The organism is Ktedonosporobacter rubrisoli (assembly GCF_004208415.1).
GTDB lineage: Bacteria > Chloroflexota > Ktedonobacteria > Ktedonobacterales > Ktedonobacteraceae > Ktedonosporobacter > Ktedonosporobacter rubrisoli.
The window spans coordinates 7244082-7270608 of record NZ_CP035758.1; the positions used below are offsets into that span (position 1 = coordinate 7244082).

Sequence of the window (26527 nt, forward strand, 5' to 3'; positions counted from 1 at the left end):
AATGAACAAGCATCAGACAGTTGAGCAAGCCGAACAGATTATGGAGCCGTTCCTTGCCGACCTGCAGGCCATCGTCAATATCGATTCCGGCACCTATAATAAGGCGGGAGTAGACAAGGTTGGTGCATATTTACAGCAGCGCTTCCACGACTTTGGCTTCTCGACTTATTTTGATAAACAGGAGGAATACGGTAACCATCTTGTCGCTACCCATCAGGGTAATAATCCCCAGGGGCCGCGCATCCTGCTGATCGGCCACATGGATACTGTCTTCCCGGATGGAGAGGTGCAGCGCCGCCCATTCAAGCTCACCGAAAAAGATGGTAAGCATATCGCCATGGGTCCTGGTGTGCTGGATATGAAAGCCGGCCTGCTGATGGGCATGTACGGTACACGCTTATTGATAGATGCAAAGCAGGCTAATTACCAGAGCCTGGCCTGCCTATGGAATAGTGACGAGGAGATTGGTTCGCCGGCCAGCAAAGCCTTGATTCAGAAGCTTGCGCAGCAGTCAGATGCAGTTATTGTATTAGAGCCGGGCCGGGCTATCGATACAGTAGTTTCGGCGCGGCGGGCCTCTGGTCAGTATCGCGTCGATGTCTACGGCCTGTCAGCGCATGCCGGAGTTGAGCCGGATCGCGGGCGCAACGCTATTGTTGAGCTGTCCCACCAGGTACTGGCCATGCAGGCCCTACACGGCACCATTCCAGGTACCTCGCTGTGCGTAAGTGTGATCCATGGCGGCGACCGCTCTAACGTCGTGCCCGATCATGCCTATTGCCTGATGGATGTGCGGGCCAGCAATATGGCCGGCGTGCATGCTATCGAGGCCGCTATGAAACAGGTAGCTTCAAAAACGACAATAGAGGGCACGCGCATTGAGTTCAGCGGTGAGATGCGCAGCCTGCCCTTTGAGCGCTCTGAGCGCAATGAGCCCCTGGTGCGCTTTGTCAAGGAGGTTGGCACAGAGCTGGGTATCCAGATTAGAGATCACAGCACGGGCGGCGCATCCGACGCCAACAACACCTCCATTCTAGGCGTTCCAACTATAGATGGTCTTGGCGCTGGCGGCGACCTGGCCCACAATCCTGATGAATATGTAGAGCTTGATTACTTGCCCACACGCATAGCCTTGATCACGGGCCTGCTTGAGAAGATTAATAACGGGATACAATCATGAAATTTGGCAAACAGCACATTTACGATCAAGCCATGAACGATATTACGATGCTGGGCACCTATGCCGAGCAGGTCGAGCGTGAAGCGCGCGCGGAGGGAAGAAGCTTACCGCCGCCTGTGCGTCTACAGATCGGCGAGCCCAGTTTTCGTACGCCTGAGCATATCAGGCAGGCGGCTTTGCAAACAATTGCCAATGAGCCCTTAACCTATGGTCCTCCGGCCGGCTGGCCCTGGCTGCGCGAGCTTATCGCTGCCAAGATTGCGCGCGTGGATGGCTATAGCATCGATCCCGAGAATACGGCTGTGACGCTGGGTGGAACCGGTGCGCTGATGGCAGCGCTCTCGGCGACTGTCGGTCCAGGGGATGAGGTGCTTATGCCTGACCCTTGCTGGCCGATCTATGCCATGCAGCTGACGGCGGTAGGAGTGACAGCCGTTCCTTATCCGCTCGATCCGCAGAGCGAATGGCTGCCGGATATCGCGCGTTTGGAAAAGCTAGTTACGCCGCGCACGCGCCTACTCATGATCAATACACCAGGCAACCCGACCGGCGCAATCTTTCCACGCGAGATAGTCAGCGCCTTGTTGGATTTTGCCCGCCGCCACGATCTCTATCTGATCTCGGATGAGTGCTATGACGAGATTATCTTTGAGGGCGAGCATGTCAGCCCGGCAACACTGCTCACGCGCTCGGAGCTTGAGGACGGACGTTTCATCGGGATCTATACATTCTCAAAGTCCTATGCAATGACGGGCTGGCGCGTCGGCTATGTCGTGGCTAGCAAAGCTCTGACCAAGACAATTACTGATGTGCTCTGTGCCAACCATTCCAATATAAGCATCATCGTGCAACGCGCAGCCGCTGCAGCCCTGACCGGTCCCCAGGACTGTGTGAAGGAGATGCGCGATAGCTATCGGCAGCGCCGCGACCTGGCCGTCAGGCTGCTCAAAGAGGCGGGGCGTTATGTCTATACGCCCCACGGCGCCTTTTATGCCTTGATCGATGTGCGTGGCAAACGGGGTGAGAAGAGGGGACGTCAGTTTGCCCTCGACTTGCTGCACGAGCGCAATGTTGCTGTGGCACCGGGAAACGGCTTTGGCAAGGTCTCCGAGGAATATGTACGCATCTCGCTGGGCGCCTCGGATGAGGAGATTGAGCGCGGAGTGCGCGAGATCTGCCAGTTTGCCGACCGCTAAATTTCTACAAAATCAGGTTAAGCCTCTGGAAGGCCCCAGGGGCTTTTTCCTTTGCTCACCTCACCCATAAACATTACAGCAGCGCAATGGCCCCAAGTTGCATCAAGAGACTCAAGGTGTCCATGAGAATCTGACTCTCCACAAGTTGACCCTCAACCACCCGATCAAAGACCATCCCTGTTACTGTGATCTGCTTGCCCGTCGCAGGCACGCCCAAAAAGGTACAGCGATGGGTGCCACGCCAGGTAAAGCGACTGGCGACCATCTCTCCTTCAGCCACCATTTCATCCACGATCCACACCAGATCGGGAAAGGTGGTACGAAGCATGAGAATAAGTGCTTTGAGGCCCTCGCGGCCTGGCTGTTGGCCGGGGAAGGGATCACGTTCCAAGAAGTCAAGGGCTACCACCTCGTCAGCGATGACAGTTTTGCCAGTATTAATGAAGTCGACAAAACGCGTGAGGACCGCTTTGTTCTGTTCGAGGGACATGGAATGCTCCTTTCATTTCGGCAAACAAGGGTATATCATGATTACAAACTAAGCATAGCTGAAGATGTACAGGCTTGTCAATATCGTTGAACATCTCTGTTTAGCGAAATGTGAGCGGGCAAGCAAAAGAAAGGAATCTATGGCGCGCAAATATACGTTACAGCAACGTGCGAAACAGCAAAAGGAGACGCGACAGCGCATTATCGAGGCAGCAGTCTACCTTCATCAGACGGTTGGAGGAGCCAAAGCCTCTATTAGTGCCATCGCGGAGTTGGCAGGCGTCGAACGGCTGACGGTCTATCGCCATTTCCCGGATGAGCGTTCGCTTGTCATGGCGTGCACCAGCCATTATCAGGCGCTCAACCCTCCCCCCGATCCCGGCCCCTGGAAAAGCATTAAGGATGCCGAGCAGCGGTTGCGCAGAGGGCTCAGCGAGATTTATGCCTTTCATCGTCGCACCGAGCAGATGTCCTTGCACGCTCTACATGATATGGAAGAGAAACCAATACTGCGTGAAGTGCTTGCTCCCTATTTCGCATATTGGGAGCAAGTCCGGGATCTGCTAGCTTCGGCGTGGGAACCCAAAAACGCATCTTGTTCGACGCGGATTCGTGCCGCTATTGGGCATGCCATTAGCTTTCAAACCTGGCGCTCGCTGGTGCGTGAGCAAGAGCTGGAGGACGCGGAGGCCATTGAGCTAATGGCAAGTATGCTCCGCTGCCTCTAGGATGGCCCAGCACGTTCTGGCCGTCGTGATTGCAGGCCTGTTGCCGATCGTCACTATAGCTTGACGTTACGCTCGTCAATTATTTGTAGGCTAAGATGCCGAAGGCCTCGGGCCGACGCACGACGCGTTTAAAGCCGGCCTCTTGCAGGCGTTTGAGTGCGCCACGGGCCACAGTTCCGCTGGACCTGCTCTCTAGATTGCCGATATAGTGAAACAGGCGCCCGCCCCGCTTGAGTACGCGATAGAGCTGGCGATAGAACTCACCGCCATAGAGCTCGCCGGCCAGGCTGAAGACCGGCGGATCATGGATGATGCGCTCAAAGCTCTCGCTCTCAAACTCCGGCACAACCTCGAAGGCATCGCCCATAACTTGCTTAATCTTTGGATCGGTGAAGAGCTGGCGCGACCAGGGATTGAGCCGCGCAATTTCCTGGGCGCCCGGATCGAGCTCAATAGTCATCACCTCTTGCGCGGTTCGCGCAGCCTCGATAGCCGTATAGCCCAGGCCCGTGGCCGTATCCAGGACGCGCCCAGCGAGCGGGGCCAGGGTCTTGATCTTCTTTAAGGTATCCTGCATAGGATCGATATCGACAATGCGGTGCATCGTAAAGCCGCCAATCAGCATGGTCGGCGTGCGCTGCGTGGGATAGAGACTGCACACGCGACTGGTAGCCTCCGAAAATACCTGGATGGTCCGCTCCTGATTATCCTCGATGACAAAGCAGTTACTCTCAGCCTTCCTGATCTTCTCTATCTGCCGCCAGTTCAACTGCTCGCCGCATGGAAACGTCACCCCTTCGGGGGTAAGCGTGACATTTACAGTAGAGATGCCCAGATCGGGCGAGAGCTCTATCCGCTCTCGGCCCTGCTTACGCGCCTCAAGTAGTGTGGCAGCCTGAATATATGAAAGCACAATGGGATAGGCCTGTTCCGGCATCAGCGGACCTCCTCTTCTCAACGATGCATCGTAATTGCATGGTCATTCTAGAAGAGCGAGGCGCGTAACGTCAAGTAGCCAGGGTAGCACTCCTAGCCGCTGAGTGCGCTGGCGGCTAAAAACTACGTTATGTTAAAGTATGACTAAAATCACATGCCTTACGCTAAACTATAACCGAATCTAAACCGAGACATAACCTGTTTTACTTCTCACCTTACGCCGATTATCAGTATACTACCTGTAATAGTAAGCTGTGCAGTTCAGCAATCGGGCAAACAACACATATCTCTACTCATCTTTGTCAGGCCCGCGACAGACCTTCCCCCCTGGTCTCAAGCGGACTGCAGGAAGAGGGCCGTTGGTACAGGCCCTCTTCCCCTTTTTTGATCATGGAAACCGCGCCTGCGCCTTCTTGCAACTTTTCATTTGCAGTAAAGACACTCAGGCCGGCTTGCGCGCGCTGACCAGCCTTACCATAGTCCAGGGACTTCCATACCAGAAGCGCCAGTCAAGGCGACGATTGCTCACATCACTCATTCCCAGGGCACGCAAATGCTCGGCATAGCGCTCGGTCTGCTGAAAATCGGTAATGATAAGCTTGCCACCTGGCTTGAGCACACGTACAGCTTCGGTCAGAACCTCCATACGCCCGGACTCCTCAGTGATGTTGTGGATTGCCAGGCTGGAAAGCACGACATCATAGGTATTATTCGCAAAGGGTAACTTGCGCATATCTGCTGTTTGCAACTCGACGCGCTCAGCAACTCCTTCCAGGACAGCGTTTTGCCGCGTAACATCTGCCGCATTTCCTGACTGGTCGGAGGTCTTCCACAGATCGACGCCTACAGCCCGCCCGTGTGGAAGCAGAGCAGCTGCCATCAAGAGCACCGCGCCACGTCCGCAACCAAGATCAAGGACGTGCTCATCTCCCCGTAAGCCCAGGCGCGCCAGAATCTCGGCCCAAACCAGAAATTTGCCAAGGCGCGTAGTATAGAGAAAACCGGTCATACTCAAGAGAAAATAGGCTCCATTGGCCAGCAGAACGATGCCGGGAATCCACGAGCGAATTTTGCGCAGAGCCAGGATTCCAAGGCTCAGAAAGCCCACGCCCAGTAGTCCCAAGGTTACCGGCATATAAGGTGCATCAAAGCCATAATCGCCACGCCGCTCTGTTAGCTGACTCCGTATCAACTCATCAGACATTGCAATGATCTCCTACAAGAATTTTCTTATGATAAGCAAAATATTCTAATTCAATGGTGTTTTTTACTATCGCTACATGATTATAGCATATAATTCTGGCGATTAAAACCAATATAATACCACAAATTACCAAAATACAGCACGATTTCATCTGCCTCAGCCAGCAGATGGAGAAATCAGCATGGCTAATGGCTTACTTTTTAATAGTAGCTAGAAATGCATGATTACATAGGTACATCACAAGCGATATTTATTATCTACAACCTTCTTGCGGTCTATGACGTAAAAGAGGTAGTGCATATTTTTAAGGAAAACGGAGACTAATATTGCTATGCAGCAACAAGAAAATCATTTTGAGGAATTAAACTATAGTGCTGAGAGAGGCTACTCAGGTAAAGAAGCTGAGCCGCCCTATAATAGTTATGCCAACTCTGGCGCAGGCCAGAAACTAGCGGATGCGAACCCGGCCAGGGCAAGCGCCGCTCAGCGCCTGACCCTGGCAATCGCCTCAATCATCGCCTTTATGATCATGATCTTTGGTCTGTTCCTGATCTCTCTATACAGCGATCCGTCAGTAACCAGTACCATATTGATTGTCATTATAATATTTGGCGCGGTTATCACACTCATCAATGCTATCTTTAATCGCGGCCGTTAACATCGCGCCAGTCACGCTAACGTTGCAATGTCCCTTTCCAGGACGTACAATAGCTACCGACCGGACCTGGCCTGCCGAGCGCATAGACAAGTCCATCTGCCGACATACCGACAAGATTTGCCCGCGCGGCCAGAGCTTCTCTATTGAGGAAGAAACCGGAACAGAACATAAGCGCGTCAATGCTGGCTGCGCTCCTATCAGCCATGGATGATTTGCCAGGGAGCTCGCTGCCACGCCGTAGCCCTTATGAAGACCAGGGCAAGCTAAGTACTGCCCACATATATATTGAGAGGGGATTATGCAGATTAGCGAACCTGCTGAATATGCGATTCTGGGCCTGCTCAAGGGCCAGCCTATGCATGGCTACGAGATGTTTCAGCAGTTTGAGAATGGCACATTGGGACAAATTGTCCACCTCGAAATGAGCCAGATGTATGCTTTCCTTAAGAAGCTGGAACGCCTGACATATATTGAAGCAGAGCTAGAGCCACAGGGAGCACGTCCGCCGCGCAAGATCTTTCACCTCACGACTACGGGCCAGGGCATTTTTGAAGAATGGCTTAGCCAGGCGGTCCAGAAGCCGCGCGACATTCGTATTCTTTTTCTCATCAAGCTTTATTTCGCCCAGCGCTACCAGCCCGAACAGATGCCCTCTTTGATTGTAAGCCAGATCCAGGCCTGCCAGCGCTTCCTGGCTCACCTTGAGACGCAGCAGCATTCAGAGACCTCAGTGAGCACACGCGCAAGTGCCGATGATGCCGCGTTTTTCGACCTGGTTGTCTTGCGCAGCCGTATTTACCAGACACGCTCCTTGCTCGACTGGCTCTACGAATTGCAAGGCAAGCTGGCGAGCTTGCACAAATAGACAGCGCAACTAAGGGCCGCAGAAGGGTAATTGATCCCTTCCGCCGCAAAACTGCATAGCACCAGGCTCAAGCCGTAGTTGGGACAAGCAGAAGCCTGAAGCGTGGATTATAGCTCTTATCGCAACTACTGCAGGATACCGCCTGTGAATAGCGCCGAGCGCGTGGGTAGCGCTTGCCGCAATTCGGACATTCATAGAGATAGCGAATGGGCCGCCGGGCGCGCCGTATCTGTTCGCGCCGCTCGCCCTCCATTTGCAGCAGCGCCCGCAGCTCTTCCAGGCTATAGCCGGTAATCGCGGCCTCGTCAGCAGCAATAGAATCGTAGCCATGATGGCGATGCCTGCGCGGATTGCCCTTCACACGATCAGATAAATGAATCAGCTCATGCGCAATGGTAACCTCAATAGATTGGGGCTGCATATCAGGCTCAATGAAGATAAGATGGCGATGCGTCGCTTTCGACACCGGCGCGCGACGTCGGCGCACGGGCGGCGGTAAATAGCCATAGCAGCCAAGAGCCAGAATATTCAGACGCTTTCCAGTCCAGGACATAAACTCCTGACGATCCTGTGTAATTGCCAGTAGCTGCAGCTCTTCTTCAGGTAACTGCAGCTTTTGCCAGTAATGGTGCAGCCAGTGTTGGATCGTTGCTTGATCGCCGTGAATGATAGGATTGTCTTGAGGAGGTGGTGGCGCAGGTGCCGCCGAGCGTACAGAATGCGTGGGTTTCTGTGCGGTTGTCATTTACCGCTCTCTTACTCCTATGGGAGCTCTGCAAGCTCCACAACTACATATCTATACAGCGCTAAATGTTCTCCAGGTCTAACTGGATCACAGCTTCAGTATAACAAGCCTGGCCCCGGGATGCAAGTGAGCTCAACAATTTATCATTTTCATTTTTCTTGCTCTTCATTGCTCATTGCTAGCATAGTGCTGGAGCATCTTGCGCGCCTCCTCGGTCAGAGATTGGCGCAGCGATTCAGGCTCCAGCACGCGCGCATGGCTTCCCCAGCCGAGCAGCCATTGTTGCACTTCGCTCTCATGCCGCACCATAAGCGTGGCCAGCAATCCTTCAGTGGTTTCCTCCGCCGAAGTCATATAGAAGGAACGAGCCTCACGTACCCAGCGCGCTACCTGCACATCGAAGAGAACACGTACACGAATATCGCCGGCCTGGCCTTGTGAGCGCGAGCGATCAATAACGTGATAGTTGGGCTGCCGCTGGAATGTGCGCGGCAGGAATTCCAGGGCTTCAAGGCGGTCGAGGCGAAAGTGGCGTACATCTTTGCGCATATGGCAGTAGCCAGTCAGCATCCAGCGATTGAGATAATGCACAAGTCCATAGGGATCAACCTCGCGTACACTCGGCTCATCGGTTTGGGAATGGCGCGTATAGTACGTGAAGCGCACGGTGGTATGCTCGATGATGGCGCGGCGCAACTGTTGCAGCTTTGGCAGTTCATCGAGATCATCGGGCGCGCCGGGCGTAATAAACACGATGCTCTCGCGCAGATAATGTACTTCGTCGCGCAAGTGCTCAGGCAGGACACCGGCAATCTTGCGCCCGGCCGATTGGGCGGCGGCGCGATACTGCGCATCAAAGTTGCGGGCCATAAAGTCGCTGCCCAGGAGCAGCATAGTGGCCTCTTCGCTGCTAAAGCTCAAGGGCGGCAGGAAATAGCCTTCCATGAGCGAGTAACCCTGGCCTGGCACTGAGATCAGCGGCACACCAGCCTCACTGAGGGCCTGAATATCGCGATAGATGGTGCGCTTGCTGGTCTCAAAGGTTTGGGCCAGGTCCTCGGCCCGCTGCCGGCCCTTACTCTGCAGCTCCAGCACAATGGCTAAAAGGCGATCAGTTTTATTCATCTCTTCCCTACGGGCAAGTCTTGTTCTTCACTATTCACTCTCCGCATATCATAGCAGATCGCAGCTCTCTGTACAGCCTTGCGACAATTCCCAGGAATTTTTCTGACCCTGCATGCAGGCTGGAGCTTTCTTGTTGTAATTCTCGCCGGGCTAGAGCGGCTATCAGGCAACCCAGTTCCAGAGCACGAATAGCAGGGTGTTCAGGACAAAAAAAGTAAGCCAGATCACCTCAAAGGCTCTTCTCGCCATCGATCGCGCGCTCCATAATGCCAGCATTACGCCTACAGGAAACATGATCAGCAGGAAACGTGGTGCAGAGGCCAGGGCATGGCCGGGCCACGGATAGAGCAGCGAGAAGAGGGCAACTGCCAGGGCGAAAATGAGGTAGTCCAGCGGGAGGCGTTTCCAGCCGGCGATAATAATGGCCAGGGGCCCAATGGTAAAGATCAGGTCAGTCAGGTTACGGGCATCGCATCCGTGTGTTGTAAACAGGAGATTATATATAGCTTCAAAGGTTCCCATCCAGGGCCAGGTAATATGTCGTCCCCATATGTGTTCTTCGCCGTGGCTGAAAAGCCAGGGATCTTGCCAGTTGATCCAGAGGTAGAGCATGTATAGGCCGAGGGCCAGCGGAATGAAAGTCATTGGGAGCAGGGCGTTGAGCATCGCCCGCCATCGTCCCTCTTTGAAAATGCTCTGTTTGTGCTCAAACCAGGCCCGCAGCTCCACCCAGAAATGTTTGAGGAAAGCCACCGAGAAGAGCAGCAGTAAGATGATGCCGGTGCCACGCGTCAGAATAGCGCCTGCGCCGCACAGGCCTGCTAACCACCAGTCAAGTGGCCGGCCTCGTCGTAAGAAGCATAAGCTTCCCAGGCAGAACATCAGGAAAAGCGATTCGCTGTAGCCCAGGAAGAAAAAGACTGCAAAGGGATGAAAAGCGAGGAAGAAGAGGCTTCTTCGGGCTATCACATCTCCAAAATCGTTGCATACAAGGCGATAGAGCAAGATCGATGCAATAAAGAAGCTGAGATTGGAGATGAGCAGGCTGGCAATATAATGGGCGATGAATGAGCCGCCAAAGAGCAGCCCGAACCCATGGATCAAGAGCGGATAGAGGGGGAAAAAGGCTGCCGTATATGGATGATGGAGGTGATATCCCGCCATATCCATTCTGTAGCCGCCATAACCATAATAGGCGATGCCAAGAAAGTGGGTGGCGTCAAACTGTAGCCAGGAATTCATGCACAGGCCCACGTCGCGCAGACATTCATGAACGCGCAGGCCGTGAGGGGAAATAGTTAGTTCAGGATTGTTGACGAGCAGACGGCTCCATCCCATATAGGTGCATATGAAGATGAGTAAGCGGCTGAGGAGGAAAATGCCAGTTGCTTCCTTCCACGCATCTTTCCCCCCGGGAAAAGAGATTTTCTTGAAAAGAGCTATAATATGGCTTATCCTTTCTCTAAAAACTCAGCAAAACATGCGGAACAATTTAATTGGTCGCGAGTTTGTATAACTTGCGCATATATTTGCAGATTTGCACCTACGAATACGAAATGGTAAGGCTGATTATTTCGCGTAGGTGCATCTTTGCCCTTTGGATAGGGCTAGAATGAGCATGGGCAGTTAGTTCTGCCAGATCCACCGACTTCTTGTATAAGCACATTTTTTTGGACGTTTGATAACGTATGAGGTAACATAATTGCTGATGCTTTTCTGATATTTTCTCGTTATTGTGCTGTCTGCTAACGCTGGGGAGAGGGGAGAGGGATTGTTAAGGGCAAGCCCTTAACAATCCCTTTTTTTAGAAGATTAAGAGATGCTAAATTCAAGCATTTTTCCCTGGCAGTTGATCCTAGAAAATGCTGAAAGCACTTTTTTCTGCTCTGACTATAAGTAGCGAAAGAACGTAATGGACGTTGAGTTATTAAATTTCTATATATATGGATTTATCAAAATTGGGTTGGAGTTGCATGGAGTTGTATGAAATTGCAAAGAGTTGTTAATAACTGCAATACAATGCTAGAAGCTTATTTATTGACAAACACTGATTTAAAGATATTATTACACACAAATAAACTTAACATTTTAGAAAGAAACGATATGCCAACTCTTCGCCAATATAGGTTGGATTTAGGCTGGAGCATTACAATGCTGGCGGGTGAAGCAAGGATATCACGCAAGTCGGTAATGGTTGCCGAAAAGGGAGGCTGGATACAGGCACCAACTGCCAAGGCAATCTCAAGTGCGCTCAGCAGAGCATATCGTCGTGAAATCAAACCATGGGAGATTGAGGGATTGAATATACTCTAAAGCTTTCCAGGAGTACCAGACAGAACCAGCAATTTCACACATTTTTCCCTGGCCTTATTTCACTTAAAATAGGTTCATCTTTAGCTATTAATAAGCTTAATTTCAGCTGAAAAATGCGCGAATTATAGTATATTGACTCAATATACAATTTATTGTAATCTATTCTTATGATTTGCAAGAAGACAATATTTAGAAGTATAGTTGCAGCTAGCTGCTAGCTTTCTAAAAACCCATGTTTGGAGGCCACATGCCAACAATCAAATATTATCGCCGTATTCTGGGATGGTCCCAATATGATCTAGCTCGTTTAGCGCGCCTTAATCCGAACACGGTGCGTAAGGCAGAGAACGGAAAACCTATCTCAGGGCAGACCGCTATTGCCATCGTAGATGCATTTAACGAAGCCCTTGGTGAACATATGCTCGTGCGAGATATAGAGGGGCTCAACGTCACGGTCTAGACGGCGCTATCTTGAGCCGCCTGCCGCCGGCACTTTAAGAGAAAGGAGGCAGACAACATGAGGCATATGCTTTCAAAGCTCAAGCTGTCCAAAAAAGCGGCAGCGCCGATACTCCCAATCCTGACAAGATAACAGTATTCGGCGCTGCCGTTAACCAGTGCCTTAATAGTATTGCTGATCACTCAAAGAGCATTAATACTGCTAAGGTCGGGCTGGAACATGCTCATTTTCGCACGTTCCCTCCTGGCTGTCAATCACATTTAGAGAAAGGCAGCATCATCAAACAATGGCCATGCAACAGCTACACATCTTGCCGCTCCTGGATATCCAGAGCGTTGAATTCGCCAACCATTACGAGCAAGGCGTCTGGTCAGCCATGTATGGCGATCAGCAAGGAGAACATCCCATCCCCATCAGCTATCTGGTTCAGGTGCTCAGGGACTACGAAAAGCACGGCTATTTCACCGCGCCGGATTGCGCCACGCATTTGCAGCGCATCGGCTTTTATCTTGGTGTCTATCATGGTGGCGTTCTCGCCCCGCAAAGCGGCCTTCTGCGCTCCGGTATAAGCACGCTGGCCAGGCTGGACCATCCAGAGGCCTGCACAGGCTATCGCATCGGGCGCTGGGGATACTTCCACAATCAGCTAGAGGATGAGGATCGGCGCTGGAACGAGCCGGATATCCCTGAGACGCTGCAAGAGCTGGTCGCCGATCAGCCTTGTGGGCCAGAAGATAACGAAGCCGTTCTGTATTATTGTGCCGGCTCGCTGCTGGGCGCTCTGAGCGGGGAGCTCTTTCCCGAAACGCCAGAGGAGCGACGAAGCTGGCAGGTCGAGTACAATTATAGCTTGGGGGCAGAGCCGACCCGCATCTCTCACTATATCACCATTCAGCCCCAGGCCTGGCAAAACGTTTGTCTCGTCCCAGACCCACAGAGCTAAGGCTTATTGGGAAGAGTAAGATCAGACCATAGAGAAAGCCCTGCGCGGATGGAACCAACAGGGCTTTCTTTACAATACAGCTCACATTCATGGAAGCATTGGGAGTCGAACACTAGTGTAGCAGGCAAGGCTTATTTAGCCAGCCGACTTATGGCACCACAAAGGTAAAGACCCACTTCCGGGCTGCCCCACCATTCTCCATAGCTTGTACAAGCGTGAATACCCACTTGCCAGATACCTGCTTTATGGGCTGTGTATAGAAGAAAACCGTACTCTGATAAGCCTGACCATATGACGATTCCATGGTTAAGCCATCCGCACTCTTGCCAGGGGTCCGTACAGTCGAATAACCGAGACTATAGTTTTTTGCTAAACCGCTTACAACCAATTGAGTACCAGAGGGCGCAATAATCACTTTCTCCAATGTAGCCGTTTGTCTGTCAACCGTCACGCGTTGATGAGGAGTCAGTACCTGGCTCTTATGGAAGGGTACAGAAAAGGCAAAGCTCACACTTTTATCATATTGAATAATGCTTCCCCCTCTTGCACCAGGATTTTCCTTACCCAGTCTTACTTTAAGCACCAGATCGAGATTATGAGGATTATTCTCGATTGTTGAGCCATCGAACATCCATGCAAAAGGTATCTGATAGTCCTTACTCATCGAACGAGCAGAATAACCTAAAGTACCCTCCAGGTTGGGCAAGGTCTTTCCTTGCTTTGTGACCAGGATAGCTTCACTTCTTATGCCATCATCTCTGCTGTTAGTATTATTTCTGATGTTGATGTTCTTCTGGCCGTTAGTAACCTTATCGTTAGCGTTGTTGGTACTGTTCTGATCATTATTGGTAATCGTATAGCCTACAACTACCATGTTAGCATCCGCATATGCCGCTTTAAGCGAGACGCGTATCCCGTCTACAGTTTTCGTCAGGTGAAGTTCGGTATACTGGCCGGCTTGCAGTTGTTGAGATCCGCCTTTGGTCATGCCCAGGATTTGATAAAGTTGCGCAGGAATGTCCAGAGCGGCAGCCGAGGCAATAACAACAGTCGCCAAGAGCAAGACAACGGCTGCTGCCATGCTAAAGGAAATTTTTGGGATAGGCTGCCAGGCCGGAAGGCGCAGATCTCTTTGCTTCTCACTATTTGCGCTCTGTGTGCGAGCTAAGAGCACTTCCCAACGAGGCTGCGCTATCGGCGTGGTATGGGTATAAGCCGCGTGTAGATCCTGCACCAGATTATGTGCTTTGCTATCGGACGGCTCGGGTAATAAATCCTTGTATTGTTCTTCAATCTTATGCGTCATGATACTCTTCCTTCAGAGTGTGAATGATACGCGACAATTGCTTTTTTACGGCCTCCGTATTTTTTCCAACCACGGCCGCAATCTCTGACGAAGAGAGGCCTGCCGCAAAGCGCAGTGCTAGCAGATCGCGCTTCTCGGGGCTCAGGCGGGCCAGCAAACGCCTTAAGCGCTGCAATCCCTCTTGCTGCAAGACAATATCCTCGGGGTCGAGCTCGCCCTCAAGGTAGCTCTCTACAGGCAACAGATCCCAGGAAACGCTACTCTTATCTTTGCGCCGTTTCTGCTTAAGCGTTAATTGAGCAATGCGAAATAGCCAGGCGCTAAAGGGAATACCCTTAAAGCGGTATCTGGGCAAAGCCTGCAGAGCGTTCAGAAAAACCTGTTGTGTCACGTCTGCGGCATCCTCGTCGCTGCTAACACGCGTGCGAATATAGCGATTGATGCGCGGCAAATAGCTCTCATAGAGCGGCGCGAACGCTTGTGGGTCCTTCCTGGCCGCGCTAATCAGTTCCCACTCCCGATGGATCTCTGTATCCGTATCCCAGGTGCCAGGTATCAGAGTTGCGAACCAAACATCCATGTATATATCACTACTTTCAATGCTTTTTCCTCGTCTTTATACCGAACCGGTGCGGCTAACTTTGATATCACTCATAATATGTCGGTAGGATCTAAACGGGGACATTTTTAATACCTCTCTAGCCAATATAAGGCAGCAGAAAGCTCAGCGAAAAGAGCGCCAGAAAGCTTAAGACCTGGCATACAATTGTCGAGACAAACATACGGTTATGCAAAAGCGAAAATTTGATAATCAGATTGGCCACCCGACTCTCGATAAAGGGCAGAGAGGCCAGCGCCAGGCAGCCAAGAATCAAGCTGCTCAGCAGCAAAGGCGAGGTCCAGCCCGGTTCCTGCCCAAAGGATAAGACAAAATCAGCACAAATTTTAAGGTGATGGTGGTAAAATCTGTGCGAAACAGCGGAGTTGTGCGCCAGGGCTTTCTCGTGCTGTTGCTCCTTCTGAAAACTTCTCCTACAGGAGAGGCCATAACATTTTTCACACATTTTACCACTTAGACTCCTTCCTTTAACTTTGTAACTTTGCTGCGTAATATCCAATGAAAGCAGTATAGAACTAAAATACTTTTTAGCATCATAATAAGCTTTAAGTATTTTTAGTATTTGTTTCATCTGATATTCAGTGTAATATACATTGAGATTTTTCTACAGTTTAGATGACACAAAACTGCTTTACCATGAAAGGACCATAATGATTTAGGAAAGGATTATTATGTCTTCACGTACACCTTCGTCACTACTGTTGAGATGCACACAGGTCGTCGGTACAACATTTCTCTTGTTATTAGCAACAGCTTTTACAGGGTTTGCTCCGAGCGTTCATGCTGCCTCTCCCCTTACTGTGACTACAACAGCTGATCCCAATCCCTGTACAGCGCAGAATTTCTCGCTACGCTGTGCTCTCAACAAGGCGAATACAGACGGTTCTGGCGATACTATTAACTTCAATATCCCTTCTAGCGATCCTGGCTGTACCGGCTCAGTATGCACCATAAGCATCACCGATGCACTTAATCCTTTGCCGACGCTCACAGCGAATACGACGACCATCAATGGTTATAGCCAGCCTGGCGCACGACCTAATAGCAATCCCCTCAGTTCAGGCAACAACGCAGTCCTCAAGCTTCGCCTGGATGGAGGCCAATCGCTCAATGTGTTCCAGGGATTAGGTATTTCCGGCAATGGAGATACGATCAAGGGCCTCTCTATTACAGACTTTACCAATGGGATCTTTACTTCTGGAAGTAGCACAGGTCTCATGGTGCAAGGGAATTTTATTGGCATCAAACCTGACGGCTCGACCCAGGCCTCCAATGGGCAAGGAATCGTGAACAATGCATCGGGCAAGATCACTACCGGAGGCACCAGCCCTGCAAGCAGCAATGTCATCAGCGGCAATGCCTCATTCCAGGTATCGATGGGAAGCGCAGATACCTTACAGGGCAACATTATCGGGCTGAACGCTGCCGGAAATGCCGCCGTTGTCAATTTCGCAGCGGGGGGTATTCCCGGTGATGGTATTCTCGCAGGTCCGGGGAGCGTGATCGGCGGCACAGCGAGTGGTGCGGGCAATGTCATTAGTGGCAATGCATCTGGCATTCGACTGGCTGGCAGCACAAGCGGCACGGCGCTAGTCGTGGGCAATCTGATTGGAACCGACGTGACTGGGAAGAAGGCCCTGGGCAACGAAGAGGGGATCACTACTACCATCAATAACGCGACCATCGGGGGAACGACTGCCTCGGCACGCAACATTATCAGCGGCAATTTCAACTTTGGTATTACTCTGGCAGGTCAGGGCAACGTCATTGAAGGAAATTATATCGGCACAGACAGTAGTGGCGAGATAGCCTTGCCCAATGGAACACAACCAGGCTTTACGCAAGGGGCTGGCATAGAACTCTCAGCTGGCAAGACCACCGATACTGCCAATAACACGATTGGAGGAACCACAAGTGCCGCACGCAACGTCATCAGTGGCAATACGACAGATGGCGTTCAGATAGACGGGCAGGTCGATAACGGAACTTCAGGAAATACCAAAAACAATCTGGTTACAGGCAACTTTATCGGCCTGGATGCCACCGGGAGCAAAGCGCTTGGCAATGGAGGCAACGGGGTATTCTTAGGCATGGGGGGAGGACAGGTTGTCAACAACGCCGTCAAAAATAATGTCATTGCCCATAACGGCAAATCTGGCATCCTGGTTGGAACAGCGGCGACCGATACACAGGTTCATACCCCGATTAGTCAGAATCAGACCTTCGCCAATGGCGGCCTTGGTATTGACCTGGCCCCACAGGGTGTGATCAACGCCAACACTCCCCCTCCAGGTCCCAACGATTACACACCGGCCCCAGTCATTACGCAAGCTACCACCACCCAGATCAGTGGAACAGCTCCTGCCAACACTACCGTCGAGGTGTTTCTGGCTAGCAATGAGGCGGATGATCAAGGACATGGTGAAGGACAGGCGGTGCTGGGCAGCGTAACTGCCAGTGCAGCCGGTAAGTGGAGTCTAACGCTCACCGCTGGACAAGTCGCGGCTGGCAAGTCGGTGACCGCAACGACCACAACCAGTGGAACTCTTACAGAAACCTCGGAGTTCGCGGCGAACGTCACGGTTCATTAGGGCCGAGAAAAAGCCATCAAGAATTAAGTGAGAGTCGTTCCAAGGGCGGCTGATAGCTCAGCAAAAACGATACAGAGGGAATTTCCCTCTGTATCGTTTCTCTGTTCAATACGTATCTATTTTTGCCTTCTAGGACGAGCATATTTTTGAGGCGAGGAAGGAGGATACCAAGCATAAAGAAGCTCCTGCGTAGAAAGTACAGGAGCTATTCTTTAGCTTGCAAAGATTTATCTGGATGCTACTGATTGTCCACGCTTGCGCGAACGCTCCTCTTTGCCACGCACCAGCGAGGCAAAAACCCCCACAGCCGCGATCACCGCACATACAGTGAACGTCATCTGGAAGCTATGAGCAAACGTCTGCTGTAAAGCGGCGACATGGGCTCTATCTAGCTGTAAGGAGAGCAGGCGGCCGGCCTCAGCCCCGCCAAAGCCAGCAAAGATCGCTCCAGCCAGCGCCACGCTCACGCTCTGGCCCATCGTGCGGCCAGTAGCCAGGAAGCCTGACGCGCTCCCCTGCTCATTACGCGGAGCCGCTCCAAGTAGAGCGCTATTATTGGGCGATTGAAACAAGGCCTGGCCAACCCCAGTCACCACCAGGCGCCAGATGATATCGAAGATCGAGCTCTGCGCATTGAGCTGCCCGATCAGCACCAGGCCCAGGCAAGCAATAGCAAGTCCCGAGGCCGCCAGCCAGCGCGTCCCAATGCGATCGGCAAGCGTGCCGCTAAAGGGCGCAATTAGCGCAATCGTCAAAGGCAAAGGCGTAAGCAGTAAACCGGCCTTCTCGGTAGGAAAATGGCGCAATTGCTCAAGATAGAAAGGCAGCATAAAGCTCACTGCGAAGAGGGCAAGAAAGCTTAGAACCAGGCTCAAAATCGCCGAGACAAACACGCGGTTATGCAACAGCGAAAAATGGATAATTGGATTGACCACCCGGCTCTCGATAAAGGGCAGAGAAGCCAGCGCCAGGCAACCAATAATCAAGCTACTCAGCAGCAAGGGCGAGGTCCAGCCCAGTTCCTGCCCAAAGGAAAGGCCAGCGGTCAGGCCAGCCAGGCCCAGAGCCAGCATAAACGCGCCAAGAGGATCAAAGCGGCCCGGATTGCGGCGCAGCTTTTCGGTAAGGATGCGCAGGGTCAGAAACAGACCAATAATGCCAATCGGCACATTCACAAAAAAGATCCAGCGCCAGGAAAGGTATCCCGTAATCAAGCCGCCCAGCGTCGGACCCACGCTTACGCCAAGCGCAACGATGACGGCATTGAGGCCCAGAGCTTTCCCGCGTTCGCTGGCCGGAAAGGCAGTGGTGAGCATAGCCGGAGAAACTGCCATCATAAGCGCTCCGCCAAGCCCCTGCAGAGCGCGCGCAGCTATCAAGAGCCCCAATGAAGGAGCCGCCCCGCAGATTGCCGAACCACCTGTAAACACAACCAGGCCGACCGCCCACACAGCCTTGCGTCCCACCATATCTGCCAAACGACCAGCCGTTAGTAGCACCGCCGCCGTCGCCACCAGGTAGGCAATCACCACCCATTCAACAGGACCACTCAGCGGCACATTAAAATAGAGCGCAATAGGTGGCAAACTAATATTTACGATAGACGAATCAAGCGTGGCCATAAAGACGCCAATGGCCACAATTCCGAGCACTGCCCATTTTCCCGCGTGCTCTTGCTCGTCCTCTGCCATCCTCTGGCGATCAGGCGAAAGAAGCGTGTTTTGCTGGCTGTTTTGTAGTTGAGTTTCTTGTGGTTTCATTTTTATGCCCTGGATAATAAAGTGAATTCTACGCACAAAGCTATATTTGCTGTGTTACGCGTTCATTTGCTTAAACGCTGCAAGAAGCAGTCTCATTCAAGGAGTATGGAGCGCAAAAACGTTATTGCAGCCGGGAAACATTCTTCCCAACCGATAATGAGCGCCGTGGATAAATTACCTGCAGTACAGAGCCACGAATCAGAGAGAAGTAAAGATACTCCTCATTACTAAAACATTTATATGCGCTTATTTATTGCCCCGCTGAGAGCCAGCCGAAGTTCTTTTGAAGAGAGAGGATCAGGGTGTAGAGAATAAGAGCGCACCACACCCCACTCAGTCGACTATAGAGCCTGCTCACGCCTCAGCCAGAGCAGGGGCCTTTATCCGCGGACGAAGAAAAAGATAGTCATGCAGGCGCCAACCAGCAAGACAAACAGGCGTATCCATTTCTGATCGACCTTGCGTGCATAGTAAGCGCCGACGTAGCCTCCGATAATTGCACCAATGATCATGACAATTGCCTGTGGCCACACTACCGCACCTTTTGCTATGAAGACGATAACAGCCACTCCATTAACGCAACTATTCAAAAATGCCTTGAGTCCGTTCATCACATGCATATTATCCATGCCCAGCAACGAAAGGGTCGCCAGGATCAAAATACCCAGACCGCCACCAAAGAAGCCTCCATATGTGGAAATAATAAGCTGGATAACCGAAATACCGATAATAACAGGCCAGGTAAGATTGACCTTTTCAAATGAGCGCTTGCGCAGGCGCGCAGTAACCGGGCCGCTGATGGCAAATAAGACTGTAGCGATGAGTAGCAAATAGGGAACCAGGTGCACAAAGGTTGACTGCGACGTCTTGAGCAGAATGTTTGCCCCCAGAATCCCACCTATCAGACTGGTACCAATCATCAGAAAAAGCAAGCCCTTCTGGATGGTTGACAGTTCCCGCCGATAGGCGCTCGCGCTAGCCAGCGAACCTGGCCAGAGCGCTACAGTATTTGTGGCATTTGCTTCCACAGGCAGCACGCCAGAGAGATAGAGGGCCGGGAAACCGATAAAGCTCCCTCCACCCGCGACAGCGTTGAGGGTGCCACCAAGCACCGCGGCAATAAAGAGGATCGGCAATTGTTGTAGCAAAGTCATTGATGCAAAACCCCTGTTTAATGCGGACTATACGTATAGTCTTGAGTATATCATTTTTTGGCTCAGCTCCGTATAATCATTGCTCTCTTGCTTAACTATTGCTCTTTCTCTCGTGTGATGCTCGCAATATACTTTATAAAGCACCATTTCTTGCCTGCCCAGGCCGCCAGAGAAGAGGGTGGTAACGGGTGCTCTTTAGAGTAAAGCATGAATCTGACGAAATTCTGAAAAAAGTAGGGCAAAGGTATTGACAGCTATGGACGAGTATGATATTATTCATCGCGTCAAAGAAAACCGCCTGTATGCGCAGGTGAACCGGTGATAACAGCGAAGAGGGTACACCCGTTCCCATCCCGAACACGGTAGTTAAGCTCTTCAGCTCCGACGATACTCTGCGGGCAACTGCACGGGAAAATAGGACATCGCCGTTTCACCCGCTCACATTGGCGGTTTTGTTTTGCCATCTTCCTCACTCCTGCTTCTTCTCTTTCCAGATATACCGCTCAGGCTTTCCCTGTTCGAACTCGTCAGCTTCCCACGCGGAACGCATCTATATGGATGCCCAATCAAGGATATTACATTCATGAAATTGCCTCAGCCCTCATTGTAGCTGGACGCATGGGACCCTTAGTCGCGCGGAGCACGTTAGAGAAGCATGTTGCCATGCTCATTCAGAAGAGTTTCTGCAAAGCTAACAATTATGTAGATGTCATCTAATCAGTTGACGACATCTACATAATTATGCTACACTCCTATATGCCAAGGGGTAAGCATTTGTGGCACAGGCTAATATTACAAAGCTAGCGCAAGAGAGGGAAGAGCTATGACGGAGGAACAGGGCGATGCCATCAAAGAAGTGAGCAGGCTACTCTTTCTCAGCGTCTATGATCTGCAGCGCACGGTCATGCAGGAATGGCAAAGCCTTAATCTTAGCATGGCCCAGTTGAAAATGCTGTTTGTGCTCAGCTTTAAGGGTCCGGTAACTATCAGCAAGTTAGCCAAAGTTCTGGTAATCAGCCATGCGACCGCCAGCCACCTGGTAGATCGCCTGGTCCAGGCTGGCTTGGCCGAGCGGGCGGAATATAATGAGGACCGCCGCTTTACTCTGGCTCGCCTGACTGAAGCTGGCGATGCACTATCGCGTCGTCTCTGGTTGGGTCGTATGGAGCATCTACAGCAGTGCCTCGCCCAACTAGATGAACAAGATCTAGCCGCACTACGCCAGGGTTTGCGCTCATTCTATCGCGTTAGCTTAGCTCTCTCAGAGGAGCCTGCAGCCGACGAGCCTCATGAAAAAGGCCCACCAAAACAATAAAGCCATCGTCACATTCTACCTGATATTAATTTGTGTCTCTACTTACCCTATCATCCTCTCAACAGGACGTACAAATTACCGTTCGCATGGTGTTCATCACAAAAGTAGAAAGAAGTTCGTGCATTCACAGGCAGCAACGCACAACTTGTCTCAGTGAAACACATGTGGAACGCAGGACACTTAGCATCCAGAAGCGAGGTTGTTTATTTATGTCTATAAAGTTTGGTCTCTCATTGCCTCAGGGCTGGGCACTGGATCTAGCGAGTATTAAAGATCCAGTGAAAGCTTACGAAACAATGCTCAGCGTAGCGCAGACGGCCGATGAAAGTGGCTATGAGTCGGCATGGCTGGTTGATCACTTTCATACAGCTCCACCCTCGCAAGAGATTACGTTTGAGGCCTGGACCACTACAACTGCCTTAGCTTGCCTGACCAGGCGTATACGAATCGGCCAGCTAGTCACCTGTAACGGCTATCGCAACCCGGCCCTGCTGGCCAAAATGGCCAGTACCGTGGATGTGCTCTCGCATGGTCGCCTCAATTTCGGTATCGGCTCGGGTTGGCATGAACACGAGTACCGCGCCTATGGCTATGGCGATGAGTATCCTGCGGCACCTGAGCGTCTGCGGCAGCTACGCGAAGCCGTCCAGGTGATCCTGGCTATGTGGACACAGGAAGAAGCCACCTTTGAAGGCGAGTATTACCAGGTGCGTGGTGCCATCAATCAGCCCAAAGGCGTGCAGCAACCACACATCCCACTCTTAATCGGAGGCGGTGGCGAACAGGTCACCTTGAAGATGGTAGCGCAGTACGGCGACATCTGTAATATAGGCGGCGATCTGGCAACGCTTGAGCGCAAATTTGCCATCCTCAAGCAGCATTGTGAGGCTATTGGACGCGATTACAGTAGCATTCGACGTACAGTCTTGACGTTCTGCAGCATCGCCGATACAGATGAGCAGGCGCTCGCCGCTATTCCTGCTAATACGATAGCCAGGTGGCCGCAAGAGATCATCGCATGTTCTCTTATTGGCAGCCCCGAAACCATTCGCCAACGCATTGCTGCCTATGAAGCGGCCGGTGTACAAGAGCTCATCATCAAGTTCGTCGATCCTACCCGGCTTGATATCATTCGGCGCTTCGCCAGCGAGTTTATTGCCTGAGCCCTGGAGCAGAAATCGCTGAAACAGAAAAAGGGTACCGTCCGCATTGACGGACGATACCCCACCGAAAACCATTCGATAAATTCTGCTCGGCTTAGAACGGGCTCTGGTTAGCGTATTTCTCGGCATAATCGCCAATCACTGGCAGCTTCACATACTTGCCCTGGAAACCGTTAACCATCATCACAATCCACAGTACAACCGTGGCCACTCCAACCAGGCCGCTAAGGCAACTAAACCCTAAACCTATTACAGCGATATGGGTGAAGATGTTAAGGACGATTTGCAGGATACTGATGCCCCAAAGAGCAAGATTGACTGCATGGCATTGAAGCGCACGACGCGATTCTGCTTCTCCCCAAAGAAGAAAATTAGCCCGGTGATCCAGACCAGGGCATAGCTCAGGCCCGAAGCAGTGTTCTGCCGCAGGCCCATCGAAGTAGGACCCTCACCAGGCGTGCCAAATGGCTGCTGAAAGCCGGGAGCACCCTGCCCATAATTCGGAGGCTGGTAGCCCTGCTGCTGACCATAACCGGGTTGGCCATACTGCTGCTGCTCATAGCCACCCTGACCATAACCAGGCTGCTGTCCATAGCCCGGTTGCTGTCCATAGCCCTGCTGCTGCTCGTAGCCGCCTTGCTGTCCACCATATTGCTGACCGCTGTATGGATCAGTGGGCTGCGGCTGCTGCGGGTTATAACCGCCATATTGTCCCGAATTTGGATACTGGCCCTGATTAGGGTCTTGATAACTCATAACCTTTCATCCCTCTCTTGCACAAATTGCATATATAAGACCGCAATAATCGGAGACATGCTGCATACAGCTTCAGTCAATACTGAGTTGAAAAAAATCTATTCTCACTCTTCAAGTCTTAACCTTTCTTTTGACACCACATATACAGATACGCAGTAGAGTTCGCAAAGTTAAGGTTGTAAGCTATCTGAATGGTCATAACAATGATTTTTCTGTTAAATCCCCTGAGTAGCAGTTTGGGGACGAAGCATTCATAGAGTTGAATACCTCTCCCCGTTGTCTCCTAATTATTTATAACGAATCAAGCGGGCAATTTATCCAATGGATGAAGCTGAATTATTTATCGTCAGCTTCATCCTGTACAGCATGAACATGGGGATAGAGAGTGTGCTCAGAAGGCGGGATCATAAGCGTAGAGGCTTCATCTTCCTCGGACTCACTATGCTGCTCTACGGACATACTCGTGCGGCGCATATTCTGATCGCGGCGAGCATTTTGCTCATGATAGACCGGTAAGCGCTCTTCTAAGCGTAGGGGAAAGGGCTCCAGATCTTTTTGCTCTTCCTCCTGAGAGGGCTCTGGGGCTGGTAGTAACGCGACATCAATAACTTGATCCATCGTATCAACCGGCGTAAAATGCATACGCTGACGAATCTTGGCAGGAATATCTGCGAGATCCTTCTTATTCTGGGCTGGGATGATCAAGTTAGTAATATTTGCCTGCTGGGCGGCCAGCACCTTTTCTTTTAGCCCTCCGATAGCCAGCACACTTCCTAGCAGAGTCACCTCGCCAGTCATGGCCAGATCGTTGCGTACCGGTCGCTTGGTTAGAGCAGAAACAAGCGCGGTAGCAATAGTGATTCCGGCTGATGGCCCGTCTTTCGGAATAGCATTTTCAGGCAAATGAATATGCAGATCGGTAGTTTCCTGGAAATTGGGATCTATATTCAGCTCCAGGGCGCGCGTACGAATGTAGGAAAGGGCGGCCATAGCCGACTCACGCATCACATCGCCAAGCTGGCCCGTCACAATCAGATCCCCTTTCCCGACCATCGTCACCACCTCTACCGGTAACAGAATGCCCCCATCTCAGTCACAGCCAGGCCCATCGCTGCTCCAACCTGCGTGCGTTGCAGAGGGGGAGCATTAGAATAACGCGGAGTACCAAGGTACTGTTCCAGATTATTCATGGTGACCCGAATATGGCGATTGGGATGTTCAAGAATGCGCCTCGCTGCTTTACGGCAAATGTTAGCAAGTTGCCGTTCGAGGCTGCGCACGCCTGCTTCGCGTGTATAATCAGTAATGATGCGCTGCATCACAGCTTGCGGAATCTTCAACTGCTGCGCGGTAAGTCCATGCTCATTGAGCACTTTAGGAAGCAAGTGCCGCTGCCCAATATTTACCTTTTCCTCAAGCATATAGCCAGGAAGATCGATAATATCCATACGATCGGCCAATGGACGCGGGATCTGATACTTCACATTTCCGGTACAGATGAAGAACACTTCCGAGAGATCAAAAGGCAACTCCAGATAATGATCATTAAAATTGCTGTTCTGTTCTGGATCAAGCACTTCTAATAGAGCGGCAGCTGGATCGCCCCGGAACTCGGAAGAAAGCTTATCAATTTCATCAAGCAAGAAAACGGGATTGCGTACCCCGACTGTTTTCATGCTCTGAATAATACGTCCTGGCAAGGCTCCCACATAGGTGCGCCGATGGCCACGAATCTCGGCCTCATCATGGACGCCACCCAGCGAGATACGCGCGAACTTGCGCCCCAGTGAGCGCGCAATTGACTGTCCGAGCGAAGTCTTACCAACACCTGGAGGACCAATGAAACAGAGGATCTGTCCCTGGCTCTCGCTCTTAGATTGTCCATTGCGGCTCGCACGCTGTTGACGCAATTGCCGCACGGCCAGAAACTCTATGATGCGCTCCTTAATACCTTCAAGGCCATAGTGATCTTCATCAAGAATATGACGAGTATCCTCGATATTGAAAGTATCCTCGCTGCGCTCATTCCAGGGCAGCGCCAACACCCAGTCAATATAGGAGCGAATAACCCCAACCTCTGCCGACTGTGAAGGCGTGCGCTCAAGGCGATCTATCTCCTTGCGCACCTTGACAGCGACCTCGGTTGGCAAGATTTTCTCTTTTAACTTGGCCCGCAGTTCATCCGCTTCAGAAGAAGTCTCCATCCCCAATTCTTCCTGGATCGCGCGGAGCTGTTCACGCAAGTAGAACTCTTTCTGCGTGCGATCTACCTGAGAACGTACGCGACTGCGGATTGTCGTTTCGAGCTCAAGAATCTCGATCTCGTTACCCATAATCACGCAGATCTTCTCAAGGCGCTCAAGAGGATCAAGAGTTTCCAGAAGATCTTGCTGCTGCTCCATGTCGGTAACAAGATGAGCAGCCAGGGTATCAGAGAGACGCGTAGCGTTCTTGAGAGTAATAATGGAGTTAATATCTTCTGCTGAGAAGCGGCGGTTCAGTTGCGCATAGCGCTCAAACAGATTGGTAGCATGACGAACCACGGCATCAGCCATAGAGCCCTTGGGCTGTGGTTCGACCGGTGTACTGATACGGACTTGCATAAACGGCTCAAGTTCGGGATATTCCTCGATCTGGGCCCTACTAATGCCACGTACAAGCACTTGCAGGCTACCATCCTGCTGACGATGCATCGTTGTGACTTCTACCAGCGTGCCTACAGAATAGAGATCCTTAGGCTCCGGGTCGTCAATATCGGCATTGCGTTGGGTAACGGCGACAAGCGTGCGATCTGGTCGCATCATCGCCTCTTCGATAGCGCGTACTGTCTTCTCGCGCGCGATTGCCAGCGCATGACGATTATGCGGGAACGCAACGATGCTTTTTAACGCCACCAGAGGATACGTGCTATCGATATCCTGTACAATTTCCGGGCGTTCTTGTTCATTCATTGGTTTCCGCCTATCTCTCCTGGCTAATCAGCCGCATTAGTTACTCTACTTCTCAAGAAAAATGGATGAG

The 26527-nt window shown here is 51.6% G+C and carries 24 protein-coding genes, 1 rRNA gene and 1 pseudogene; 12 read left to right on the plus strand and 14 right to left on the minus strand.

The window, feature by feature from the left end; all coding sequences use genetic code 11:
• Nucleotide 1 precedes the first annotated feature (1 nt).
• Both EPA93_RS31460 and EPA93_RS31465 read left to right on the plus strand, forming a co-directional pair.
• A complete protein-coding gene (locus tag EPA93_RS31460) occupies nucleotides 2–1180 on the plus strand; it encodes a M20 family metallopeptidase (protein WP_129891318.1) in 1179 nt (392 codons plus the stop codon).
• On the plus strand, nucleotides 1177–2376 hold the full coding sequence (locus EPA93_RS31465; protein ID WP_129891319.1) for a pyridoxal phosphate-dependent aminotransferase: 1200 nt from the start codon (nucleotides 1177–1179) through the stop codon (nucleotides 2374–2376). Before EPA93_RS31460 ends, EPA93_RS31465 begins: the two co-directional genes overlap by 4 nt.
• Nucleotides 2377–2449: 73 nt before the next feature.
• Here the strand turns inward: EPA93_RS31465 and EPA93_RS31470 are convergent, their stop codons facing one another.
• Nucleotides 2450–2866, minus strand: a complete 417-nt coding sequence (locus EPA93_RS31470) for an ester cyclase (RefSeq protein ID WP_129891320.1) — start codon at nucleotides 2864–2866, stop codon at nucleotides 2450–2452.
• A 139-nt stretch (nucleotides 2867–3005) separates the two neighbouring features.
• On the opposite strand from EPA93_RS31470, the gene EPA93_RS31475 reads away from it, so the two are divergent.
• Nucleotides 3006–3593, plus strand: a complete 588-nt coding sequence (locus EPA93_RS31475; RefSeq protein ID WP_129891321.1) for a TetR/AcrR family transcriptional regulator — start codon at nucleotides 3006–3008, stop codon at nucleotides 3591–3593.
• A gap of 79 nt (nucleotides 3594–3672) precedes the next feature.
• On the opposite strand, the gene EPA93_RS31480 is transcribed toward EPA93_RS31475, so the two are convergent.
• Together EPA93_RS31480 and EPA93_RS31485 are read right to left on the minus strand one after the other, a co-directional pair.
• The gene (locus EPA93_RS31480) at nucleotides 3673–4530 is read right to left on the minus strand and encodes a class I SAM-dependent methyltransferase (RefSeq protein ID WP_129891322.1); all 858 of its coding nucleotides are present in this window, start codon (nucleotides 4528–4530) and stop codon (nucleotides 3673–3675) included.
• A 441-nt stretch (nucleotides 4531–4971) separates the two neighbouring features.
• Nucleotides 4972–5733 carry a class I SAM-dependent methyltransferase gene (locus EPA93_RS31485; protein WP_129891323.1) on the minus strand — a complete coding sequence of 254 codons (762 nt, stop codon included), beginning with the start codon at nucleotides 5731–5733 and terminating at the stop codon, nucleotides 4972–4974.
• 331 nt (nucleotides 5734–6064) lie between these two features.
• Here EPA93_RS31485 and EPA93_RS31490 point away from each other — a divergent pair, with 331 nt between their 5' ends.
• Complete coding sequence (locus EPA93_RS31490; RefSeq protein WP_129891324.1) at nucleotides 6065–6391, plus strand: hypothetical protein; 327 nt, start codon at nucleotides 6065–6067, stop codon at nucleotides 6389–6391.
• Between the two features lie 16 nt (nucleotides 6392–6407).
• Here EPA93_RS31490 and EPA93_RS31495 read toward each other — a convergent pair whose 3' ends face one another.
• Nucleotides 6408–6596, minus strand: a complete 189-nt coding sequence (locus tag EPA93_RS31495; protein ID WP_129891325.1) for a hypothetical protein — start codon at nucleotides 6594–6596, stop codon at nucleotides 6408–6410.
• A 93-nt stretch (nucleotides 6597–6689) separates the two neighbouring features.
• Here EPA93_RS31495 and EPA93_RS31500 point away from each other — a divergent pair, with 93 nt between their 5' ends.
• Nucleotides 6690–7256, plus strand: a complete 567-nt coding sequence (locus EPA93_RS31500) for a PadR family transcriptional regulator (RefSeq protein WP_129891326.1) — start codon at nucleotides 6690–6692, stop codon at nucleotides 7254–7256.
• Nucleotides 7257–7323: 67 nt separating this feature from the next.
• Here EPA93_RS31500 and EPA93_RS31505 read toward each other — a convergent pair whose 3' ends face one another.
• The 3 genes from EPA93_RS31505 to EPA93_RS31515 all read right to left on the minus strand — a co-directional run bounded on the left by EPA93_RS31505 (nucleotide 7324) and on the right by EPA93_RS31515 (nucleotide 10464).
• A complete protein-coding gene (locus tag EPA93_RS31505; protein ID WP_129891327.1) occupies nucleotides 7324–8001 on the minus strand; it encodes a hypothetical protein in 678 nt (225 codons plus the stop codon).
• Between the two features lie 165 nt (nucleotides 8002–8166).
• Complete coding sequence (locus EPA93_RS31510) at nucleotides 8167–9126, minus strand: helix-turn-helix transcriptional regulator (RefSeq protein WP_129891328.1); 960 nt, start codon at nucleotides 9124–9126, stop codon at nucleotides 8167–8169.
• Nucleotides 9127–9288: 162 nt separating this feature from the next.
• Entirely contained in the window at nucleotides 9289–10464 is a 1176-nt protein-coding gene (locus EPA93_RS31515; protein ID WP_129891329.1) for a glycosyltransferase family 39 protein, read from the minus strand.
• A 645-nt stretch (nucleotides 10465–11109) separates the two neighbouring features.
• Between EPA93_RS31515 and EPA93_RS31520 the strand changes: the two genes are divergently transcribed.
• From EPA93_RS31520 to EPA93_RS31530, 3 genes are all read left to right on the plus strand, one after another.
• Nucleotides 11110–11439 (plus strand): hypothetical protein, encoded by a 330-nt coding sequence (locus EPA93_RS31520; protein ID WP_129891330.1) that lies wholly within the window; start codon nucleotides 11110–11112, stop codon nucleotides 11437–11439.
• A 247-nt stretch (nucleotides 11440–11686) separates the two neighbouring features.
• The gene (locus EPA93_RS31525; RefSeq protein ID WP_165423515.1) at nucleotides 11687–11899 is read left to right on the plus strand and encodes a helix-turn-helix domain-containing protein; all 213 of its coding nucleotides are present in this window, start codon (nucleotides 11687–11689) and stop codon (nucleotides 11897–11899) included.
• A 286-nt stretch (nucleotides 11900–12185) separates the two neighbouring features.
• Nucleotides 12186–12842 (plus strand): hypothetical protein, encoded by a 657-nt coding sequence (locus EPA93_RS31530; RefSeq protein ID WP_129891332.1) that lies wholly within the window; start codon nucleotides 12186–12188, stop codon nucleotides 12840–12842.
• Nucleotides 12843–12990: 148 nt separating this feature from the next.
• On the opposite strand, the gene EPA93_RS31535 is transcribed toward EPA93_RS31530, so the two are convergent.
• The 3 genes from EPA93_RS31535 to EPA93_RS31545 form a co-directional block, all read right to left on the minus strand.
• Entirely contained in the window at nucleotides 12991–14148 is a 1158-nt protein-coding gene (locus tag EPA93_RS31535; RefSeq protein ID WP_129891333.1) for a DUF4179 domain-containing protein, read from the minus strand.
• The gene (locus tag EPA93_RS31540) at nucleotides 14138–14728 is read right to left on the minus strand and encodes an RNA polymerase sigma factor (RefSeq protein WP_129891334.1); all 591 of its coding nucleotides are present in this window, start codon (nucleotides 14726–14728) and stop codon (nucleotides 14138–14140) included. The genes EPA93_RS31535 and EPA93_RS31540 overlap by 11 nt, the downstream gene beginning before the upstream one ends.
• Nucleotides 14729–14846: 118 nt before the next feature.
• Nucleotides 14847–15212: a hypothetical protein gene (locus tag EPA93_RS31545; protein WP_129891335.1), complete on the minus strand. Its 366-nt coding sequence runs from the start codon at nucleotides 15210–15212 to the stop codon at nucleotides 14847–14849.
• A gap of 226 nt (nucleotides 15213–15438) precedes the next feature.
• Here EPA93_RS31545 and EPA93_RS31550 point away from each other — a divergent pair, with 226 nt between their 5' ends.
• A complete protein-coding gene (locus EPA93_RS31550; protein ID WP_129891336.1) occupies nucleotides 15439–17358 on the plus strand; it encodes a beta strand repeat-containing protein in 1920 nt (639 codons plus the stop codon).
• Between the two features lie 227 nt (nucleotides 17359–17585).
• On the opposite strand, the gene EPA93_RS31555 is transcribed toward EPA93_RS31550, so the two are convergent.
• A complete protein-coding gene (locus EPA93_RS31555; RefSeq protein ID WP_129891337.1) occupies nucleotides 17586–19118 on the minus strand; it encodes an MFS transporter in 1533 nt (510 codons plus the stop codon).
• A 380-nt stretch (nucleotides 19119–19498) separates the two neighbouring features.
• Nucleotides 19499–20272, minus strand: a complete 774-nt coding sequence (locus EPA93_RS31560; RefSeq protein ID WP_129891338.1) for a sulfite exporter TauE/SafE family protein — start codon at nucleotides 20270–20272, stop codon at nucleotides 19499–19501.
• Between the two features lie 314 nt (nucleotides 20273–20586).
• Here EPA93_RS31560 and rrf point away from each other — a divergent pair.
• The 3 genes from rrf to EPA93_RS31575 all read left to right on the plus strand — a co-directional run bounded on the left by rrf (nucleotide 20587) and on the right by EPA93_RS31575 (nucleotide 22750).
• Nucleotides 20587–20703, plus strand: a 5S ribosomal RNA gene (rrf, locus tag EPA93_RS31565).
• A 392-nt stretch (nucleotides 20704–21095) separates the two neighbouring features.
• Nucleotides 21096–21587 (plus strand): MarR family winged helix-turn-helix transcriptional regulator, encoded by a 492-nt coding sequence (locus EPA93_RS31570; protein ID WP_129891339.1) that lies wholly within the window; start codon nucleotides 21096–21098, stop codon nucleotides 21585–21587.
• 209 nt (nucleotides 21588–21796) lie between these two features.
• Complete coding sequence (locus tag EPA93_RS31575; RefSeq protein ID WP_129891340.1) at nucleotides 21797–22750, plus strand: LLM class F420-dependent oxidoreductase; 954 nt, start codon at nucleotides 21797–21799, stop codon at nucleotides 22748–22750.
• A 249-nt stretch (nucleotides 22751–22999) separates the two neighbouring features.
• Here EPA93_RS31575 and EPA93_RS49260 read toward each other — a convergent pair whose 3' ends face one another.
• Nucleotides 23000–23506: a DUF4870 domain-containing protein gene (locus EPA93_RS49260; RefSeq protein ID WP_207229250.1), complete on the minus strand. Its 507-nt coding sequence runs from the start codon at nucleotides 23504–23506 to the stop codon at nucleotides 23000–23002.
• A gap of 336 nt (nucleotides 23507–23842) precedes the next feature.
• A pseudogene (gene lon, locus EPA93_RS31585) lies at nucleotides 23843–26457 on the minus strand (endopeptidase La).
• Between the last annotated feature and the right edge of the window lie 70 nt (nucleotides 26458–26527).

Excerpts from the sequence above, each read along its gene's own strand:
- EPA93_RS31520 (WP_129891330.1), top strand. The coding sequence starts at position 11,110 with ATGAAATTGCAAAGAGTTGTTAATAACTGCAATACAATGCTAGAAGCT.
- EPA93_RS31510 (WP_129891328.1), bottom strand. The coding sequence starts at position 9,126 with ATGAATAAAACTGATCGCCTTTTAGCCATTGTGCTGGAGCTGCAGAGT.
- EPA93_RS31490 (WP_129891324.1), top strand. The coding sequence starts at position 6,065 with ATGCAGCAACAAGAAAATCATTTTGAGGAATTAAACTATAGTGCTGAG.
- EPA93_RS31550 (WP_129891336.1), top strand. The coding sequence starts at position 15,439 with ATGTCTTCACGTACACCTTCGTCACTACTGTTGAGATGCACACAGGTC.
- EPA93_RS31505 (WP_129891327.1), bottom strand. The coding sequence starts at position 8,001 with ATGACAACCGCACAGAAACCCACGCATTCTGTACGCTCGGCGGCACCT.
- EPA93_RS31560 (WP_129891338.1), bottom strand. The coding sequence starts at position 20,272 with ATGACTTTGCTACAACAATTGCCGATCCTCTTTATTGCCGCGGTGCTT.
- EPA93_RS31495 (WP_129891325.1), bottom strand. The coding sequence starts at position 6,596 with ATGGCTGATAGGAGCGCAGCCAGCATTGACGCGCTTATGTTCTGTTCC.
- EPA93_RS31545 (WP_129891335.1), bottom strand. The coding sequence starts at position 15,212 with ATGTGTGAAAAATGTTATGGCCTCTCCTGTAGGAGAAGTTTTCAGAAG.
- EPA93_RS31540 (WP_129891334.1), bottom strand. The coding sequence starts at position 14,728 with ATGGATGTTTGGTTCGCAACTCTGATACCTGGCACCTGGGATACGGAT.
- EPA93_RS31530 (WP_129891332.1), top strand. The coding sequence starts at position 12,186 with ATGGCCATGCAACAGCTACACATCTTGCCGCTCCTGGATATCCAGAGC.
- EPA93_RS31475 (WP_129891321.1), top strand. The coding sequence starts at position 3,006 with ATGGCGCGCAAATATACGTTACAGCAACGTGCGAAACAGCAAAAGGAG.
- EPA93_RS31500 (WP_129891326.1), top strand. The coding sequence starts at position 6,690 with ATGCAGATTAGCGAACCTGCTGAATATGCGATTCTGGGCCTGCTCAAG.
- EPA93_RS31515 (WP_129891329.1), bottom strand. The coding sequence starts at position 10,464 with ATGGGATGGAGCCGTCTGCTCGTCAACAATCCTGAACTAACTATTTCC.
- EPA93_RS31485 (WP_129891323.1), bottom strand. The coding sequence starts at position 5,733 with ATGTCTGATGAGTTGATACGGAGTCAGCTAACAGAGCGGCGTGGCGAT.
- EPA93_RS31570 (WP_129891339.1), top strand. The coding sequence starts at position 21,096 with ATGACGGAGGAACAGGGCGATGCCATCAAAGAAGTGAGCAGGCTACTC.
- EPA93_RS31465 (WP_129891319.1), top strand. The coding sequence starts at position 1,177 with ATGAAATTTGGCAAACAGCACATTTACGATCAAGCCATGAACGATATT.
- EPA93_RS31535 (WP_129891333.1), bottom strand. The coding sequence starts at position 14,148 with ATGACGCATAAGATTGAAGAACAATACAAGGATTTATTACCCGAGCCG.
- EPA93_RS31525 (WP_165423515.1), top strand. The coding sequence starts at position 11,687 with ATGCCAACAATCAAATATTATCGCCGTATTCTGGGATGGTCCCAATAT.
- EPA93_RS31555 (WP_129891337.1), bottom strand. The coding sequence starts at position 19,118 with ATGAAACCACAAGAAACTCAACTACAAAACAGCCAGCAAAACACGCTT.
- EPA93_RS31460 (WP_129891318.1), top strand. The coding sequence starts at position 2 with ATGAACAAGCATCAGACAGTTGAGCAAGCCGAACAGATTATGGAGCCG.
- EPA93_RS31480 (WP_129891322.1), bottom strand. The coding sequence starts at position 4,530 with ATGCCGGAACAGGCCTATCCCATTGTGCTTTCATATATTCAGGCTGCC.
- EPA93_RS49260 (WP_207229250.1), bottom strand. The coding sequence starts at position 23,506 with ATGAGTTATCAAGACCCTAATCAGGGCCAGTATCCAAATTCGGGACAA.
- EPA93_RS31470 (WP_129891320.1), bottom strand. The coding sequence starts at position 2,866 with ATGTCCCTCGAACAGAACAAAGCGGTCCTCACGCGTTTTGTCGACTTC.
- EPA93_RS31575 (WP_129891340.1), top strand. The coding sequence starts at position 21,797 with ATGTCTATAAAGTTTGGTCTCTCATTGCCTCAGGGCTGGGCACTGGAT.